18 protein-coding genes are annotated in these 17,560 nt (G+C 71.7%); 9 read left to right on the forward strand and 9 right to left on the reverse strand.

Annotation, left to right across the window (positions count from 1 at the left end; translation table 11 throughout):
* Positions 1–69: 69 nt before the first annotated feature.
* From atpA to rdgB, 7 genes are all read right to left on the reverse strand, one after another.
* Positions 70–1,662, reverse strand: a complete 1,593-nt coding sequence (gene atpA, locus BSZ37_RS18870; RefSeq protein WP_095512037.1) for a F0F1 ATP synthase subunit alpha — start codon at positions 1,660–1,662, stop codon at positions 70–72.
* 78 nt (positions 1,663–1,740) lie between these two features.
* Positions 1,741–2,292 (reverse strand): ATP synthase F1 subunit delta, encoded by a 552-nt coding sequence (atpH, locus tag BSZ37_RS18875; RefSeq protein WP_095512038.1) that lies wholly within the window; start codon positions 2,290–2,292, stop codon positions 1,741–1,743.
* A gap of 67 nt (positions 2,293–2,359) precedes the next feature.
* Positions 2,360–2,869 carry a F0F1 ATP synthase subunit B gene (gene atpF, locus BSZ37_RS18880; RefSeq protein ID WP_095512039.1) on the reverse strand — a complete coding sequence of 170 codons (510 nt, stop codon included), beginning with the start codon at positions 2,867–2,869 and terminating at the stop codon, positions 2,360–2,362.
* A gap of 118 nt (positions 2,870–2,987) precedes the next feature.
* A complete protein-coding gene (gene atpE, locus BSZ37_RS18885) occupies positions 2,988–3,215 on the reverse strand; it encodes an ATP synthase F0 subunit C (RefSeq protein WP_095512040.1) in 228 nt (75 codons plus the stop codon).
* 108 nt (positions 3,216–3,323) lie between these two features.
* Complete coding sequence (gene atpB / locus BSZ37_RS18890) at positions 3,324–4,625, reverse strand: F0F1 ATP synthase subunit A (protein ID WP_218830567.1); 1,302 nt, start codon at positions 4,623–4,625, stop codon at positions 3,324–3,326.
* 10 nt (positions 4,626–4,635) lie between these two features.
* Positions 4,636–4,944, reverse strand: a complete 309-nt coding sequence (locus BSZ37_RS18895) for an ATP synthase subunit I (protein ID WP_095512041.1) — start codon at positions 4,942–4,944, stop codon at positions 4,636–4,638.
* A 147-nt stretch (positions 4,945–5,091) separates the two neighbouring features.
* Positions 5,092–5,688: an RdgB/HAM1 family non-canonical purine NTP pyrophosphatase gene (gene rdgB / locus BSZ37_RS18900; RefSeq protein ID WP_095512042.1), complete on the reverse strand. Its 597-nt coding sequence runs from the start codon at positions 5,686–5,688 to the stop codon at positions 5,092–5,094.
* Between the two features lie 281 nt (positions 5,689–5,969).
* Here rdgB and rpsU point away from each other — a divergent pair, with 281 nt between their 5' ends.
* The gene (gene rpsU / locus BSZ37_RS18905; protein ID WP_342761220.1) at positions 5,970–6,161 is read left to right on the forward strand and encodes a 30S ribosomal protein S21; all 192 of its coding nucleotides are present in this window, start codon (positions 5,970–5,972) and stop codon (positions 6,159–6,161) included.
* 163 nt (positions 6,162–6,324) lie between these two features.
* Positions 6,325–7,881 (forward strand): acyl-CoA carboxylase subunit beta, encoded by a 1,557-nt coding sequence (locus BSZ37_RS18910; RefSeq protein WP_095512044.1) that lies wholly within the window; start codon positions 6,325–6,327, stop codon positions 7,879–7,881.
* A 27-nt stretch (positions 7,882–7,908) separates the two neighbouring features.
* Here BSZ37_RS18910 and BSZ37_RS18915 read toward each other — a convergent pair whose 3' ends face one another.
* Positions 7,909–9,093, reverse strand: a complete 1,185-nt coding sequence (locus BSZ37_RS18915) for a 4-phosphoerythronate dehydrogenase (protein WP_095512045.1) — start codon at positions 9,091–9,093, stop codon at positions 7,909–7,911.
* A 289-nt stretch (positions 9,094–9,382) separates the two neighbouring features.
* Between BSZ37_RS18915 and BSZ37_RS18920 the strand changes: the two genes are divergently transcribed.
* The 4 genes from BSZ37_RS18920 to BSZ37_RS18935 all read left to right on the forward strand — a co-directional run bounded on the left by BSZ37_RS18920 (position 9,383) and on the right by BSZ37_RS18935 (position 13,355).
* Positions 9,383–10,039, forward strand: a complete 657-nt coding sequence (locus BSZ37_RS18920; RefSeq protein ID WP_095512046.1) for a cell wall hydrolase — start codon at positions 9,383–9,385, stop codon at positions 10,037–10,039.
* 76 nt (positions 10,040–10,115) lie between these two features.
* On the forward strand, positions 10,116–11,117 hold the full coding sequence (locus tag BSZ37_RS18925) for an endonuclease/exonuclease/phosphatase family protein (RefSeq protein ID WP_095512047.1): 1,002 nt from the start codon (positions 10,116–10,118) through the stop codon (positions 11,115–11,117).
* A gap of 170 nt (positions 11,118–11,287) precedes the next feature.
* Complete coding sequence (locus tag BSZ37_RS18930; RefSeq protein ID WP_095512048.1) at positions 11,288–12,061, forward strand: RNA polymerase sigma factor; 774 nt, start codon at positions 11,288–11,290, stop codon at positions 12,059–12,061.
* 112 nt (positions 12,062–12,173) lie between these two features.
* Positions 12,174–13,355 carry a baeRF10 domain-containing protein gene (locus tag BSZ37_RS18935; protein WP_095512049.1) on the forward strand — a complete coding sequence of 394 codons (1,182 nt, stop codon included), beginning with the start codon at positions 12,174–12,176 and terminating at the stop codon, positions 13,353–13,355.
* A 79-nt stretch (positions 13,356–13,434) separates the two neighbouring features.
* Here BSZ37_RS18935 and BSZ37_RS18940 read toward each other — a convergent pair whose 3' ends face one another.
* On the reverse strand, positions 13,435–14,022 hold the full coding sequence (locus BSZ37_RS18940; RefSeq protein ID WP_179299761.1) for an outer membrane beta-barrel protein: 588 nt from the start codon (positions 14,020–14,022) through the stop codon (positions 13,435–13,437).
* A 181-nt stretch (positions 14,023–14,203) separates the two neighbouring features.
* On the opposite strand from BSZ37_RS18940, the gene bshA reads away from it, so the two are divergent.
* The 3 genes from bshA (at position 14,204) to BSZ37_RS18955 (ending at position 17,467) form a co-directional block, all read left to right on the forward strand.
* Positions 14,204–15,379 (forward strand): N-acetyl-alpha-D-glucosaminyl L-malate synthase BshA, encoded by a 1,176-nt coding sequence (gene bshA, locus BSZ37_RS18945; protein ID WP_095512051.1) that lies wholly within the window; start codon positions 14,204–14,206, stop codon positions 15,377–15,379.
* Positions 15,380–15,716: 337 nt separating this feature from the next.
* Entirely contained in the window at positions 15,717–16,238 is a 522-nt protein-coding gene (locus BSZ37_RS18950) for a septal ring lytic transglycosylase RlpA family protein (protein WP_218830568.1), read from the forward strand.
* A gap of 95 nt (positions 16,239–16,333) precedes the next feature.
* Positions 16,334–17,467 (forward strand): hypothetical protein, encoded by a 1,134-nt coding sequence (locus tag BSZ37_RS18955; RefSeq protein WP_218830569.1) that lies wholly within the window; start codon positions 16,334–16,336, stop codon positions 17,465–17,467.
* The last annotated feature ends 93 nt before the right edge of the window (positions 17,468–17,560 follow it).

A 17,560-nucleotide genomic window follows, 5' to 3' on the forward strand; every position in this document is an offset into this window, starting at 1 on the left:
GGGATGGAGGGAGTTGGGATGGAGGGATGGGGCGGGACGCGTCCCGCGTGGCCCATCCCCCTACCCTTCTCAGCCGGCGTACTTGGCGGCGATGTCGGTGGCCTCCTGCTCGAAGGCCGAGGCCGCCTCGTCGGACAGCTTGCCCGTGTCGACGACCGACGTGAGCGCGTCGGCGTGCTTGAGGCGGAGCGCCTCGCGGTAGTCCTTCTCCCAGGCGCGGACCTGCGCGACCGGGACCTCGTCGATGAGGCCCTTGCCGGCGACGTAGATCACGGCGACCTGCTCGGCGACCGGGACCGGCTCGTACTGGCCCTGCTTCAGGACCTCCACGAGGCGGGCGCCCCGGTTGAGTTGGCGCTGCGTGGCCGGGTCGAGGTCGGAGCCGAACTTGGCGAACGCCTCGAGGTTGCGGTACTGGGCGAGGTCGAGTCGGAGCGTGCCGGAGACCGACTTCATCGCCTTGATCTGGGCGTTGCCGCCGACGCGAGACACCGAGATGCCGACGTTGATGGCCGGCCGGACGCCCGAGTTGAAGAGGTTCGACTCGAGGAAGATCTGGCCGTCCGTGATCGAGATCACGTTGGTCGGGATGTAGGCCGAGACGTCGCCCGCCTGCGTCTCGATGACCGGGAGCGCCGTGAGCGAGCCGCCGCCCTGGACCATGCCCTGGAGCGACTCCGGGAGGTCGTTCATGTCCTTCGCGATCGAGACGTCGGCCGTGATCTTGGCCGCGCGCTCGAGGAGCCGCGAGTGGAGGTAGAACACGTCGCCCGGGTACGCCTCGCGGCCCGGCGGGCGGCGGAGGAGGAGCGAGACCTCGCGGTAGGCGACGGCCTGCTTCGAGAGGTCGTCGTAGATGCAGAGGGCGTGGCGGCCCGTGTCGCGGAAGTACTCGCCGATGCAGGCGCCCGCGAACGGGGCGATAAACTGGAGCGGCGCCGGCGCCGAGGCCGGCGCGTTCACGATCACCGTGTACTCCATGGCGCCGTAGCGCTCGAGCGCGGCCTGGAGCGTGGCCACCGTCGAGGCCTTCTGGCCGATGGCGACGTAGATGCAGTAGACCGGCTTGTCGCCCGCCTCGTGCGTCGTCTTCTGCGACAGGATCGTGTCGATGAGGACGGCCGTCTTGCCCGTCTGGCGGTCGCCGATGACGAGCTCGCGCTGGCCGCGCCCGATCGGGACCATCGAGTCGATGGCCTTGATGCCCGTCTGGAGCGGCTCCGTGACGGGCTCGCGGTAGATGACGCCCGGCGCCTTCCGCTCGATCGGCATCTCGTAGGTCTCACCAGAGATCGGGCCCTTCCCGTCGAGCGGGTTGCCCAGCGGGTCCACGACGCGCCCGAGCATCCCCTCGCCGACGCGGATCGAGGCGATCCGGCCGGTCCGGCGGGCCTCGTCGCCCTCCTTGACCTCGTTGGCGTCGGCGAAGAGCACGGCGCCGACGTTGTCCTCCTCGAGGTTGAGGACCATCCCGGTTACGCCGGACGACGGGAACTCGATGAGCTCGCCGGCCTGGACCTTCGAGAGGCCGTAGAGCCGGGCGATGCCGTCGCCCACCTGGAGCACGGTGCCGACCTCGTACGTGTCGGTCTCGGAGGAGAAGTTGCCGAGCTCCTGGCGGAGCACGTCGGTCACTTCGTCGGGGCGAATCGCAGTAGCCATGTCGGTGGAGTACAGGAGGTCGGCCCGGTCCGCCTCGGGGGGTCCGGGGTCGGACCGAGGCGGGCAGAGCCAGCGGGGTTAGTTCAGGCTGACGGCGGCGCGCTGGGCGAGCTGGCCGCGGAGGGTGTCGAGCTGGTGGCGGACGCTCCGGTCGTACACGACGTCGCCGAGGCGGACGACAAGCCCGCCGATGAGCGACGGGTCGACGCGGAGGTCCATCCGGACGGTCTTGCCAGAGCGGCCTTGGAGGGCCGTCTTGAGCCGCTCGGCCTCCTCGGCGGAGAGCGGCCGGGCCGTGCGGACGGTGGCCTCGACCGTCCCCGTCCGCTCGTCGCGGAGGAGGCGGTAGGCCTCGAGGATGTCCGGGATCTGGCCGTCGCGCTGCTTCTCCACGAGGAGGTGCAGGAAGCGGGTCGTCAGGTCCGAGACGCGCCCCTCGAAGAGCCGGTCGAGGACGGCCCGCTTCTTCGGGGACGGCACGACGGGGCTCGTCAGCGCCAGCCGGAGCTCGCGCGAGCCGTCGAGCGTCTCCGCCACCAGCGCCACGTCGGCGTCGGCGGCGTCGAGCTGGCCGGCGGACTGGGCCTCTTCGGTGAGGGCCTGGGCGTAGCGTCGGGCGACGGGGTCCATGAGGGGGAGGCGGGATGGGCGAGGCGAGATGGGCGCTCAGAGAGCGCCACGCATCGCGCGTCGCGGATCAGTTCTGCGGCAGGTCGGCGATGAACTGGTCGACGAGGCCGCGCTGCTGCTCGGCGTCGATCTCCTTGCGGAGGATCTTCTCGGCGGCGCCGACGGCCAGGGCGGCCACCTCGGCGCGGAGCTCGCCGAGCGCCTGCTGCTTCTGGCGCTCGATGTCGGCCGAGGCCCGCTCGCGCTGCTCGGTGAGCTCGGCGGCGAGGTCGGCCTTGGCCGCCTCGCGCTGGCGGGCGGCCTCGTCGCGGGCGTCCGCGAGGATCCGCTGGGCCTGGCCCTCCGCCTCGCGGCGGGCGGCCTCGTTGTCGGACTGGAGCTGCTTCGCCTCGGCGAGCGCGGCCTCGGCCCGCGTGATCGACGCCTCGATCGTCTGCTCGCGCTCGTCGAGCGCGGACGTGATCGGGCCCCAGGCGAACTTGCCCAGGAGGAACATCAGGAGCAGGAACGCGATGCCGAGCCAGATGGCGAGGCCGAAGTTGGCCGAGAGCAGGCTGGCAGCGAGGACGAGGGCCATCGGAGAAGCGGGCTAAAGGGGGGGTCGGGGTCACACACGGCCCCGCCACAGCGGGCGGGGCCGTGCTCCCGGGCGTGGCGCCGGAGCGCCAGAGTGGCCGCCGAGGCGGCCGGCGTCGCTAGGCGATCGCCATCAGGATGCAGACGATCAGGCCGAAGAACGTCGCGCCCTCGATGAGGGCGGCGGCGATGATCATCGTCGTCCGGATGTCACCGGCGGCCTCCGGCTGGCGGGCCGAGCCTTCGAGGGCGGCGGCGGCGAGGCGGCCGATGCCGAGGCCGGCGCCGATGACGGCGAGGCCGGCGCCGAGGCCGGCGGCGAGGTAACCGAGACCGATGGGTTCCATGGTCGTAAAGGGTAGGGGTGGTGTTGGCGATGAAAGGGCGCGGGGCCCGGGGATGCGGCGTGCCGCAGGGCGGCGGCCGCGGTGCGGCGCGAGCGCCGCGGTACTGGTTTAGGCGGAGGGCGCCGAGAAGGCCATGACGGCCTCCGTCCCGACGGTCCGCTCGTGCTCCTTGTGGACCTCCTGGTAGCCGTTCGACTGGGAGACGGCGACGTCGTGGGCCGTGAAGCCGTGGTCCTCGGAGTGGTCGTGGTCGTGCTCGTGCTCGGCCGTGGCCATCCCGATGAACAGGGCCGAGAGGATCGTGAACACGTAGGCCTGGATGAACGCGACCAGCAGCTCGAGGGCGTAGACGAACAGCGTCAGCCCGAGCGCGGGGATCGAGGTGCCGTAGCCGGCCGCGGCGCTCATCCCGCCCACGATGAAGATGAGCCCGATGAGGTTGAGGATCACGAGGTGCCCCGCCACCATGTTGGCGAAGAGCCGGACGGCCAGGGCGAACGGCTTCGTGAACAGGCCCAGGATCTCGATCGGGATCAGGATGGGCTTGAGGAAGACCGGGATGCCGGGGGGCCACAGGATGTGCATCCAGTAGTCCTTCGTCCCGGCGAACTGCGTGATGACGAACGTGAACAGGGCCAGGACGGCCGTCACCGTGATGTTCGCCGTCGCCGTCGCCCCGAACGGGACGAGACCGAGCAGGTTGGCGATGAGGATGAAGAAGAAGACCGTCAGGAGGTACGGGAGGTACTTGTCGGTCTTCGCGCCCAGGTTCGGCCGCGCGATCTCGTCGCGGACGTAGATCACGAGCGTCTCCAGGACATTCTGGAGCCGGCCCTTCGGCGCGCTCGTCCGCCCGACGCCGCGCTTGTACTTGTTCGCCATCGGGACGAACAGCAGGAACAGGACGCCGATGGCGATGAAGATGAACACGAGGTGTCGCGAGATCGAGAGGTCGATCAGGATCGAGCCCTCGGTCGCGACCAAGTGGGCGTCGTAAGGCGCCTCGGCCTCGACGGCCTCGCCGAGGATCTCCTCGGCGTTGGCCTCCTGCAGCTCCTCGGGGTCGAGGTCGCCGTCCACCAACCCGGCCCCTTCGGTGTCCGCCTCCGCCTCGGCCTGGTGGCCGGTGCCCTCCCCGTGGCCGCCTTCGAGGTGCGTCTCGATCCCGTAGCGTCCCGAGGCCACGGCGGCCGTCGAGGACCCGAACACGTCGAACGCGAGCGAGCCGTCGGCCCGGCGGGTCAGGAAGATGCGCGGGAGCTCGACCTTCCCGATCGGCGAGAAGTCGAGGTAGTACCCGTCGGCCGTGTGGTGGACGGCGTCGAGCTCCTCGCCCTCGGCCGCCGAGGCGGGGGCCGTGGCGACGGCGGCGACCGTCAGGAGCAGGACGAAGCGTAGGGCGGTCCGCATGCGGAGAGTCTTAGGCGTCGGCCTGGGGCCGGGTCTGGCCGGACGACCGGCCGAGGACGAGGGCGACCTCCACGAGGAGGCCGCCGACGAAGAGGACCCCGAGCCCGCCGACGAACGCGCCGCGGTGGACCGGCACGAGGGCGAGCACGAGGGCGACGGCCGCCAGCACGACGGCCATCCGCACGACCATCCCGCCGAGGACGAGGTGGAGCGCCCGCTCGGAGGCGCCGTCCATCGCCTTGCGGGCCGTCCAAGCCGCCGCCGCCGCGTTGGCCGCGCCCAGAAGGGCGCCGAGCAGGAGGCTGGTGGTGACGGTCATCGGGGGGACGAGAACCCGGGCTGGGGGGTCAGGGCGAGCAAGCTAGTCCGCCCCCCGCAGAGGCTCCCCCAAGCCGGGGTGAAGACCGGACAAAGCGACCTTTGTATGTGGCCCGTCCTGCGTCCCATCGTCCGCCCCAGCTCCCTCCTATTCCCCGCCCCGCTCACCCGTCTCCAGCCACGCGGCGAAGGCGTCGAGAGCTCGGCCGCGGTGGCTGATCCGGTTTTTCTCGCCGGCCCCCATCTGGGCGAACGTCCGGCCGTCGCCGTCGGTTGGGCGGAAGAGGGCGTCGTACCCGAACCCGCCCGTTCCAGACTCCTCCGTCGCGATGAGCCCCTCGCACACGCCGTCGAAGAACCGGACCCCGTCGCCGTCGACGTAGGCGAGGGCGGTGCGGAAGCGGGCCGTCCGAGTCGGCGCTCCCGCGAGCTCGGCGAGGAGCTTCCGGCGGTTGGCCTCGTCGTCTGCGTCCTCGCCAGCGTAGCGCGCGCTCCGGACGCCCGGCGCCCCGTCGAGCGCGTCGACCTCGAGGCCGGTGTCGTCGGCGAGGGACGGGAGCCCCGTGTGGGCCCAGAGCGCACGGGCCTTCTTCTCGGCGTTACCCCGGAGCGTGTCGGCGTCCTCCTCCACCTCGGGCGCGTCGTCGAGGGAGCCGGCCGAGACGAGGTCGACGTCGAGTCCGGCGAGGCGGGCCTCCAGTTCGGCGACCTTGCCGGCGTTGCGGGTGGCGAGGACGAGGTGCATGGACGTGGGGGACTGGGGACGGAAGGTCCCTCCGTCGGGCCGACACCGCCAGCCCGGATCGGCACCGGACCCGATCCCAGTCCCGATCCTGCGTTGGGGCGGATCGAATCGAGGGCGCCTCCTGCCGCGCCCCCTCAAACGCTGTCCTTCCCCTCGTATTCACCGATCCCGCCCGCGGCGTCCTTGGTTGCACCGGGGCAGTCCCCTAGCTTTCAAGGCTGCACTCGGCACGCGCCTTCCGCTCCGCTCACCCCCATAACCAGACAGGTATCGCCTTGGCCATCGGCATCAAAGTACGCGACAAGGAGTCCATCGACCGCGCCCTCCGCCGCTTCAAGCGGACGGTGAACCGCGCCCGTGTCCTCCGGATCTACCGGGAGAACATGTCCTACACGAAGCCCTCGGCGGTCCGCCGCGAGGAGCGGAAGGAGGCGGCCAAGAAGGCCCGCCGCGCGAACCGGCGCCGCTACTAGCCGACGGCCCGCTGGCGTCGACGCCAGCGCGTGACCGCGCGCCCGCCCCGGACGGAAGGTCCAGGGCGGGCGCTTCTGTGTCCGCCCGCCTCGGCGCCGAGGTGGAGGGAGCCGAACGGACCGGGGCGTCCGGTTAGCTTCCGGTCCTCCCCTCCCCCGCCCCATGTCCGACCAGCCCGCCGACCGCTACGCCGACCTCGACCGCCGCCGCGCCGAGTCCCGCCAGGGCGGCGGCGAAGCCCGCGTCGCCCGCCAGCACGACAGGGGCAAGCTGACCGCCCGCGAGCGGATCGAGATCCTCCTCGACCCCGGCTCGTTCGTCGAGACCGGCGCGTTCGTCCGCCACCAGGCGCGGGGGTTCGGGCTCGAGAAGAGCCGGCCCTATGGCGACGGCGTCGTGACGGGCTGGGGGACCGTCGACGGGCGGACCGTCGCCGTGTTCTCGCAGGACTTCACCGTGTTCGGCGGGTCGCTGGGGCTGGCCCACGCCGAGAAGATCGTCCGGCTGATGGAAATGGCCCTCGGGAACGGGATGCCCGTCATCGGGCTCAACGACTCGGGCGGGGCGCGCATCCAGGAGGGCGTCGCGGCGCTCGGCGGCTACGCCGACATCTTCCTCCAGAACACCCTGGCGTCGGGCGTCGTGCCGCAGATCTCGGCCGTCCTCGGGCCGTGCGCCGGCGGGGCCGTCTACTCCCCGGCCATCACCGACTTCACGTTCATGGCGCGTGGGACGAGCTACATGTTCGTGACCGGGCCGAACGTCGTGAAGACGGTCACCAACGAGGAGGTCACGCAGGAGGAGTTGGGCGGGGCCGACACGCACGCCTCGAAGTCGGGCGTGTGCCACCGCGCGTTCCCCAACGAGGGCGCGCTCCTCCTCGGCATCCGGGAGCTCCTGGGCTATCTCCCGTCGAACTGCGAGGACCCCGCGCCGCGCGTCTCCACGAGCGACCCCGTCGGCCGGGCCGACGCGGCGCTCGACGAGCTCGTCCCCGAGAACCCGAACAAGCCGTACGACATCCACGAGGTCATCTCGCGCGTCGTCGACGACGGCGGGTTCTTCGAGATCCACCCCGACTTCGCCGCGAACCTCGTGGTCGGGTTCGCCCGCCTCGGCGGCCGGTCGGTGGGCGTCGTGGCGAACCAGCCGGCCGTTCTGGCGGGCGTGCTCGACATCGACGCGAGCGTCAAGGGCGCGCGGTTCGTCCGGTTCTGCGACGCGTTCAACATCCCGCTCGTCGTGTTCGAGGACGTCCCGGGCTTCCTGCCCGGCACCGATCAGGAGTGGAACGGGATCATCCGCCACGGGGCCAAGCTGCTCTACGCCTTCTGCGAGGCGACCGTCCCCAAGATGACCGTCATCACACGGAAGGCCTACGGCGGGGCCTACGACGTGATGAACTCGAAGCACATCCGCGCCGACCTCAACCTCGCGTGGCCGACGGCCGAGATCGCGGTGATGGGACCCAAGGGCGCCGTCGAGATCATCCGCAAGCGCGAGATCGCGGCCGCCGAGGACCCCGCCGCGGCCGAGGAGGCGTTCACTGAGGAGTACCGCCAGCGGTTCGCGAACCCCTACGTCGCCGCCGAGCGGGGCTACGTCGACGACGTGATCCGCCCGTCTGAGACGCGCGAGCGGCTGATCCGCACGCTCGGGATGCTGGAGCACAAGGTCCAGACGCTCCCTCGCAAGAAGCACGGCAACTTGCCCCTGTAGGCAAGACGGCGCGGCCAGCCTCCCACTCTAGGGACGCCGGTCCGACGCGAGTCCGTCCACGTCCATGCCGAGGCCGGCGGTGACAGCGGCACGCAGCGAGTCGGGGACCGGGCCGCGCACAACGAACCGGTCGAGTTCGCGACGCTCTGGGTAGGTCTTTCGGAGCGTGGCGAACGCGGCCGCCCGGGCCTCGCCGTCGCCCCCCGCCATCGCTGCCCGGAAGCGGGCGTCGTCGGCGCGGACGTCGTAGGCCTGGCGGGCGAGCGCGTCGAGCCACCGCGTCTGCTCGACCGCCGTCTCCGTGGGCAGGTCCGGCGCGTCGACGACGATCGGGTCGACGGCCGGAGGCGTCCACGCGTCTCCGCCAGCCCACGCCGCCAGCGCCGCGGCAAGCATGGCCGTCCCGCGCGTCTTGGCGTCGGCGGCATAGCCGGCGACGTGGGGCGTGGCGAGCGTGGCGGCCCTGACGAGCGCCGGATCGGGCTCCGGCTCGTTCGGCCACACGTCGAGGACGACCGGCCGGCTGGTGGCGAGCGTCGCCGCGGCCTCGCTCGTAACCACGCGCCCGCGCGCCGCGTTGATCAGCCACGCATCCGGCTTCATCCTCGAGGCGGCCTCGGCGTCGATCAGCCCGAGCGTCGGCCACGGGCTCTCTCCGGGCCGAGTGAGCGGCGTGTGGAGCGTGACCACGTCCGCCTCGGCGAGCACGGCGTCGAGGTCGAGGGGGTCGTGATCGGTCTGGCCCGAGGAGGCGCGGGGCGGGTCGGAGACCAGGACGCGGAGGCCGAGCGCGCGGGCCCGCGGCACCAGCCGGCCGCCGACCTCTCCTACCCCGACGACGCCGAGCGTCTTCCCGTCGAGGGTCTCCCCCCGGTCGGCCGCGACCGCCAGCAGCGCGGCGACGACGTAATCGACCACGGATGCGGCGTTGGAGCCTGGTGCGGACGCGAAGGCGATGCCCCGCTCGTCCAAGGCCGCCACGTCCACGTGATCGATCCCGGCCGTCGCCGTGCCGACGAACCGCACGGGCGTCCCGTCGATCAGCGCCGCGTCCACCGGCGTGACGCTGCGGACGAGGAGCGCCTCCACCTCGGCGAGGTCGTCTCGGGTGATGTCTCGCCCGGCCATCGTGCGGACGAGTCCGTAGCCCCCAAACGCAGCCTGTGCGTGGGGAATGTTGGCGTCGACGAGAAGGCGTGGCGGGCGGGTCATGAGGAGAGAGGCGTACGCGGAGGACCACGAAGATCTGTCCACAACGGCGGGCAGCCGGAACAGCCCAGTAGACGCTTGGGTCTGAGCGGCCCGCGTAGAGATGCCCCTCCGAGGCAATCGCGCGTGAAAAGGCCGTGCGGGCACGCCGTTTGGAATGCGAACTGGCGCCCCCCGCGCCGTTTCCCGACTCCTTCGCAACCCCGCCATCGCGCCTCCGCTACGCCTCCATCGAACCGGCAAGATTCTCGCATGACGCCGGTCGTCCTCCAGGCTCACCCACCGGACCCGCATGAGCACCATTGCAAAAGGGATTGCCACCGCGCTCTCCATCGCCCTCGCCGGGATGCTCCCCCTGCTCGGGCTCTTCGTCACGATCCACTCCTCGACGGACCTCTCAGGCGACGAAGTCCCCGTGTCGCTGGTGTCGGACCTTGACGCGCCCCCCCCGTTCTCGCTCGACACGGTGAGCGACGACGTGCTGTGGATGGCGCGCTGTATCTACTCCGAGACGAAGCGAGCCGATGAACAGGAGCTCGTGGCATGGGTCCTCCGCAACCGCGTCGAAACGGGCTACCGCGGGGTGCACACCTACGAAGGCGTCGTGCTCGACCCGTACCAGTTCAGCGCGTTCAACCCGGGCAACCCGAAGCGGCGCCTCTACACGTCGCTCGCGCCGTCGCCCGACTCGCCCGCGTTCGTGCAGGCGCTCGAGGTGGCCCACGCGGTCTACCACGCGCCGGCCTCGTCCCGGCCGTTCTCGCGCAAGACGCGCCACTTCTACAGCGAGCGCTCGATGGTCGGCGGCCAGGCCCCGAACTGGTCGAACGGCCACGTGCCCGTCAACCCGACGGGCTTCCGGGTCGACCCCAAGCGGTTCCGATTCTATTCGGGCGTCGCGGCGCCCCTCCCGGCCGCCGTCCCCGCCGCCGCTGGGCTGGTGCTCTAGCCGCCCGCTCCGCTCCCGATCTTGAGGGGCGCGCCCGACCGGCGCGCCCCTCCTTTTTTGCCTCGTCCCGCCGCTCATGACACGCCCGCTCGCCCTCCTCGCCGCCTTCCTGTCGATCCTCGGCGCGTGCGCCGGCCCGTCCGTGCCCGCCGGGCCCGAGGCGTCGGCCTTCGAGGTCCAGCCGCCGCCCGTCTGGACCGCCGAGGGGGTCCGCGTGGCGACGTTCAACGGCGAGTTCCTGTTCGACGGGGCCGGCGGCGAGGGCGAGGCCACGTTCGCGTGGAAGGGCGATCCCGCCGCGGCCCGCGCCCACCGCGACGCCGTCGCCGCCGTCGTCCGAAGCCTCGACGCCGACCTCGTGCTGATCCCCGAGACCGAGGACCTCGCCACGCTCCAGATGCTGGTCGACGAGTCGCTCGCGGACCTCGGCTACGAGGCCGTCCTCGTCGACGGACGTGACTCGTTCACGGGTCAGGATGTTGGTCTCCTGTCGCGCCTCCCGGTCGAGGCCGCCGGGCGGACCGACGAGCGCGCGCCGGTGGGCGTGAGCGACCAGCTATACGGCGTGTCCAAGAACCTCTGGGCGCGCGTGACGATGCCGGACGGGACGCCCGTGACGGTCGTCGGCGTCCACTTCCTCGCGCGGCCGGACGACGTCGAACGGCGGGACCGTCGGAACGCCCAGGCCGAGGTGATCCGCCAGTTCGTGGCCGCCGAGGTCGCCGAGGGCCGGCAGGTGATCGCGCTCGGCGACTTCAACGACTTCGACGACGCGGCGCTCGACCGCCGCAGCTCGATCCCGATCACCGACGTCCTGGCGACGGTCAAGCGGGTCGGGCCGGGGCCGGAGGACGACCTCGTTAACGTGCTCGGCGACGTGCCGCAGGCCGAGCGGTTCACCTCGTTCTACGACCGGAACGCCGACGGGCAGTTCGACGACGGCGAGTTCTCGGCCATCGACCACGTGCTCCTGTCGCCCGCGCTGTACCGCCGCGTCGTCGACGTCCGGTACGTGCACGCGCACGACCCGCGGGAGGTGAGCGACCACTTCCCGATCGTCGTCACCCTGTCCGAGTAGGCCCACCTCGGCGCCGAGGCGGGGGGAGGCCGGACTTCGCCGGGCCACCGCGTCACGAGGGCGTGCGCTCGCGAGGATCCGCACGCCGGGCCGGATCCTCCCGCGCCCCGTCCCGGTTGACACCGACCGGCCCCTCCGGGCCACCGCCCTTCTCGATCCCCCTCCGTCCCATGACCTCCGACCGCCCGGCCGCCGAGTCCTGGCGCCGCGCCCTCGACGGCGACCGCGACGCCTTCAACCAGGCCCTCGCCCCCTACACCGACGACCTCCGAACGGCCGCCGAGCGCCAGCTCGAAGTCGAACGCGACGTCGTCACCGACGAGCCCGTCGACGGGGCCTCGGCCGTGGACCTCACGCCCGACGAGCTCGTCGGCGAGACAATGCTGCGCGCCTGGGACCTCCGGAGCCGGTTCGACGGCGACCGGATGGGGTTCCGCGCGTGGCTCCTCGGCCTCCAGACGCGGTCGCTCTCGCGGTTCGCCCAGCGCGAGGACCGCTACGCCCGGCGGAAGACCGTCTCCTTCGACGAGGAGCTCCCGACGAACGAGGACCAGGACGCGGTCGGCGAGCAGTTCTACGAGTTCCGCCAGCCGTTCGACGTCGACACGTACGAGGAGGTCATCGTCGGCGAGGAGCCGGCGGACCCCGTGATCGGCAGCCGCAAGCGGCCGGTCGACGAGGCCGACCTCTCCGACGAGGACCGCGAGGCGCTCGCCGACGCGTCGTTCCGCGCCGAGGCCCGCCAGGCCGCCGTGCTCCACGACGAGTTCGACGTCGCGCTCCCGGAGGTCGCCCAGATCCTCGACGCCTCGCTCAAGGACACGGCCACCTACCTCGGCCTCGCCCGCGAGGGCATGCTCGCCCGGTTCGGCTCCGTCGACGACGACCACGACGACGACCCGGCCGTCGACTCGTACACCGGCGACCCGCTCCCGGACGCCTGAGCCCACCGGGGATGCGCGATCCGGGATGACAGGGATGCGGGGTGGCCCGCATGGCCCGGAGCATCCCCGTCCCCGTCCCCCGATTTCAGATCCCCTCTATCCCTCCCGCACCATGTCGAACCTCTCCCCCGACGACCGCGACGCCCTGCTCAAGGAGCTCCGCCGCCGCACGACGTCGCCCGGCTTCCACTTCCTCTCCGCCGACCACCTCTCGCGCCTCAACGAGGCCCGCTCCGCCGACGCGCCGATCGTCAGCCTCTACCTCGAGATGACGCCCGAGGCCCGGCTCGGCACGACGTGGTCGACGGTCCTCAAGGACCTCTGCGAGCGGGCCGTCGCCGACGCCGGCGACCACAAGGCGGCGGTCAAGCGCGAGTGCGAGCGGATCCAGGAGGCCCTCGAGGCCGGCCTGCCCCGCACCGGCCGGGGCGTGGCCTTCTTCGCCTGCGAGAGCCAGGGCCTGTTCGAGCAGATCGGGACGGCCGTGACGCTCCCGAACGCGGTCCACGTCGACGACAACCCGTACGTCCGGCCGCTGGCGCGCGTCCGCGACGAGAACGACCGGTTCGTCCTCGCGCTCCTCTCCATGCACAAGAGCCGGTTCTTCTTCTCGCAGATCGGCCTCGTCGAGGAGGTCTATGAGCTCGAGGGCGAGGAGTTCGCCGTGACCGACCTCGTGTCGAAGGACCAGAAGCAGGACCGGAAGGCCGAGCTCCGCCGCCAGCAGGCCCAGCGCTCGGCCCACGCGCTCGAGCTCATCGCCAAGACGCTCGAGGCCCGGCACGTCCTGTACTCGGCCCCGGCCGACATGGAGGCCGACTTCCTCGACAAGCTCGACCAGGCCACGCGCCAGAAGGTGGCCGGCAACTTCCCCTGCGACACGAACGCGACATCGTCCGAGGTGGCCGACGCCGCCGAGGCCGCCCAGCGCGCGGTCGAGGAGAAGGAGGAGGTCGAGACGCTCGGGAAGGTCCAGGAGCTCCTCTCGTCGCGCGCCGTCGCCGGCCTCGACGACACGCTCGACATGCTCAACCAGCAGCGCGTCATGACGCTCGTCGTCGACGGCGACCAGACGATCGCGGGCGGCGTCGACTCCGAGTCGGGCATGCTCACGACGCAGACCGAGGGGACCTACGAGGCCACGGGCGGCAACGTCAAGCCGGTCTCGGACCTCGTCGAGCTCATGCTCGACAAGGCCATGGAGCAGGGCGCGAGCCTCGAGCTCGTCCACTCCCACGCCGGCCGCGAGGCCCTCGCCCCCCACGGCCCCGCCGCCGCCCTCCTCCGGTTCTGACCCCGCAGTCCGAACACAGGTCGGCCCGCCTCGGTGAGATCCCGAGGCGGGCCGACTCGCGTCTGGGAAGGGCGGCGGGCTAGATGCCGACGCCGAGGCGGATCATGACGAGGTGGACCTTCACGTCGTCGTCGGACGTGCCCGTGTCGGAGCGGAGGCCGGAGAAGTCGCGGCCGTAGCGGAGCTCGAGGTAGCCGCTCGGCCCGATGAGCGGGAGCCCGCCGCGGACGCCGAGGCCGACGTTGCCGGCGTACTGGACGTTCTCGGTCTCGAACGTGTCGAGGCCGTCGACGGGGAACCGGAATTCGGGGCCGATGAGGGCGTAGGCCTGGAAGATGGGCGTCGGCGTCTTGATCTGGAAGTCGATCGGGACGGCGACGTAGTCGAACGACGTATCCGTGTTCGGGTCCGGATTGCTGATGTCGTCGCGGATGTCAGCGGCGCGGACGTAGTAGACGCCGGTCCGGGCCGAGGCGAAGAGGACGCCGACGTCGGCGTAGAGGCCGATGTGGTAGCCGGTCGAGCTGTCGAGGTCGAAGTCGGTGGCGTCGCTGATGCTGGCGAAGTTGACGCCGCCGGCGACGCCGAGATCGAGGGACGGGATGATCTGGGCCTGCGACGCGGGCGCGGCGAGGGCCAGGAGAAGGGCGAGTGGGAGAAAGCGCATGGAGGGGTCGGGGGGTGCGGCGTCGCAAACGGCGCGACGGCCCCTCCGGTTCGCCCGGGCTCGGCGAGTCCCCCACCGAGGCGGACGAGGACGCGGGTAAGCGCGTGCCCCGGCGCGTCGTCCGCCCTGTGATCCTTTGTCCCAGGCGGACCCCCACCCCGCAACCCGCGTTCGGCGCTCCATGACCATCGGCATCACCTGCTACCCGACCTTCGGTGGCTCCGGCGTCGTCGCCACCGAGCTCGGGAAGGCGCTGGCCCGGCGCGGGCACACCGTCCACTTTATCGCCTACGCGCTCCCGCTCCGGCTGGAGCACATGGTCGAGAACGTGTTCTTCCACGAGGTCCGGGTCAACACGTACCCCCTCTTCGAGTACCCGCCGTACGCCCTCGCGCTCGCCTCGAAGATGATCGACGTGGCGCGACACGACGGGCTCGACCTCCTCCACGTCCACTACGCGATCCCACACGCGACGAGCGCGGTCCTGGCCCGCGACATCCTCCGGAGCAAGGGGATCTCGATCCCGATCGTGACGACGCTCCACGGGACCGACATCACGCTCGTGGGCAAGGACGCCGGCTTCCGGCCGGTCGTCGAGCACTCGATCGACGCGAGCGACGGGGTCACGTCGGTGAGCGACTGGCTTCGGCGCGAGACGTACGCCTCGTTCGACGTCTCGGCCGACATCGAGGTGATCCCCAACTTCGTGGACACGGAGCGCTTTTCGCGCCAGCCGAAGGACCACTTCAAACGGGCCATCGCGCCCGATGGCGAGCGGCTCATCGTCCACGTTTCCAACTTCCGGCGCGTGAAGCGAGCGCCGGACGCCGTCGAGGTGTTCGCACGGCTCCACGCGCAGGGGGCGTGGCCGGAGGGGCACCCGAAGCACGGCCAGCCCGGCGGCGTCAAGCTCCTGATGGTCGGCGACGGGCCGGACCGGATGGCGTCGGAGGCCGCCGCCCGCGCGGCCGGCGTCTGGGGCGACGTCCGGTTCATCGGCAAGCAGGAGCCGGTCGAGGAGATCCTGTCCATCGCCGACCTGTTCCTGATGCCGTCGGCGAGCGAGACGTTCGGGCTGGCGGCGCTCGAGGCCATGGCCTGCGGCGTGCCCGTCGTGTCGAGCGACGTCGGCGGCCTGCCGGAGCTCAACATCGACGGCGAGACGGGCTTCCTCCGCCCCATCGGCGACGTCGACGGGATGACGGAGGCCGCGCGGACGGTCCTCACCACGCCGGACCTCCACGCGCGGATGGCCGAGGCCGCCCGCCGCCGCGCCGTCGAGCACTTCGACCTCGACCGGATCGTGCCCCAGTACGAGGCCCACTACGACCGCGTGGTGGACGCCGTGGGCGTGTAGCGGCGTGAAGGCAGGCGGGGCGCGCCCTCCCAACCGGCTCGGCCCGCCTCGGCGCCGAGGTGGACGACCTCAGGGTCTCCACCTGTCATCCTGAGCGGAGCGACCCCGAGGGGACGGCGCAGCCGAGGGTCTCGTATCGGTCCACCTCGGCACTCCAAGGGCCGGGGCGCGCGAGTCCAGCGAGATCCTTCCCTCCGCTGTCTTCGGCTCCGCTCAGGATGACGAGACCCTGAGTGGAGCGGCAGACGGATCGATCGCGAGGTGTCCGAAACGCCCGCTCAATGGTCGTAAAGGATCGTTGATTGGACAAACCGGACCGGGGAGGTAGACTCGGGCCGTGCGCCCGGTTTTCCCCTACCCCGCCCGCCTCGCCGCGCTGGCGGTCGCGTTCGCCCTCCCGGCCGCGGCCCAGCCCGCCGCGCCCGCGGCCCCGATGCCCGCCGCGCTCGACTCGGCCGTCGTGTGGGCGCCGGCGCCTGGCCTCGTCGTCGCCGTGGCCGACTCGGCCGCACTCGTAGCGTTCGCGGCCGAGGTGGGCGACCTCGGCGCGGGCACCGAGGCGGCCGGCGTCGTCGTCGGCGAAGGCCGGGCGAGCTACTACGGCGAGCGCTTCCGCGGCCAGCGGACCGCCAGCGGCGAGCGGTTCGACCCCGACGGGCTCACGGCGGCCCACCGGACGCTCCCCTTCGGCACGCGCCTCCGCGTGACGAACCTCCGCACGGGCCAGAGCGTGGTCGTCCGCGTCACCGACCGCGGACCGTTCCACGGGTCGCGTGTGATCGACCTGTCGAAGGCGGCGGCGCGGCGGATCGGGATGGTCCGCTCGGGGACGGCGCGCGTGCGGATCGAGCGGCTCTAACGCCCCGCCCGCGTCGGCGTCGAGGCAGACCGGGTCGGCTCGGCGGGACCTCCGCGTGGACGTAGCGTAGGTGTCGTCCCCCCGCCCCGTTGCCTGTGGAGCCCGTCCGCAACCTGATCTCCCGGAAGAAGCCGGCCTACCCGGTCTCCGACCACCTCTGCGACTTCCTCCACGAGTACGGCCGGCTCGTCGACGGCGGCGTCCGCTACGACGACCTCGCCCGCTACGCCGGGCAGGCCCCGCTCTACGACGAGCACGGCGACGACACGCTCTGGAGCTCCGTCTACTACGGCCACGCCGAGCAGGCCGAGATCCACGACCAGCTCCGCACGACGTACGCTCTGCTGAAGTCGGCCGGCGACCTCTCGACGGTCGAGCACCTCTACATCGACCGGGTCGACCTCTGCCTGTACGGCAACACGCTCCCGTTCCGCGTCCGGATCGTGAACCGGCTGAACGAGAACTTCGACTACTTCTACGTCAAGCGCGCCGACGCCTCGCGGGTCTACGGGCTGGAGCTGGCCCACATCCTCTCGCCGAGCTCGCTCAACTTCCTCACCCGCGTCGACGGGCCCGAGCTCCGGGACCAGACGATCATCGAGGAGCACATCATCGGGCTGCCCGGCGACGCGTTCATCCGCGAGAACCTCCCCGACAACCGGTTCGACCAGGTCCGGCTGGCCAAGGAATTCGTCAAGTTCAATGAGCGGTGCTTCGTCCGGCTCCTCGGCGACATGCACTCGGGGAACTGGGTCGTCGACATCACGCCGGACTTCGAGAAGCTCCACTACCGGCTCCGGGCCATCGACTTCGACCAGCAGAGCCACCACCCGCGCAAGCAGGTCTACCTCCCGCAGTTCTTCCCGGCCAACAACGCCATCATCAAGTTCGGGCTGGAGCACCTCACCGAGACGACGGTCGACCAGTACCAGCGGGAGGAGCGGGCGCTCATGGCCGGCCGCCTCCGCGTGCTCCACGGCCGCTTCGACGAGCTGATGGCCGTCATGCGGGAGGACCTCATCGCGCCACCCGAGAACGTGGCGGCGCTCGGCGCCAGCCTCGCCGACCACTACGCCGAGCCGGCCTTCCGCGACGCCGTGACGATGGGCGAGCTCGTGGGCCTGTCGCTGGAGCTCCTGATGGCGCGCGCCGAGCCGGCCTCGCTCAAGCTCCTCTCGGGCGCGACGGTCGAGGACGTGGCCCGCGACGTCCGGGGCCGCGTGGCCTGAGCCCGCTCGCCTTGGGCCCGAGGCGGAGGGGGCCAGACCGCAAGAAGGGCCCGCAGAGGCACAGCCGCAGAGGAACGCCGACCTTGAGAGCCC

Source organism: Rubrivirga marina (genome assembly GCF_002283365.1).
Lineage (GTDB): Bacteria > Bacteroidota > Rhodothermia > Rhodothermales > Rubricoccaceae > Rubrivirga > Rubrivirga marina.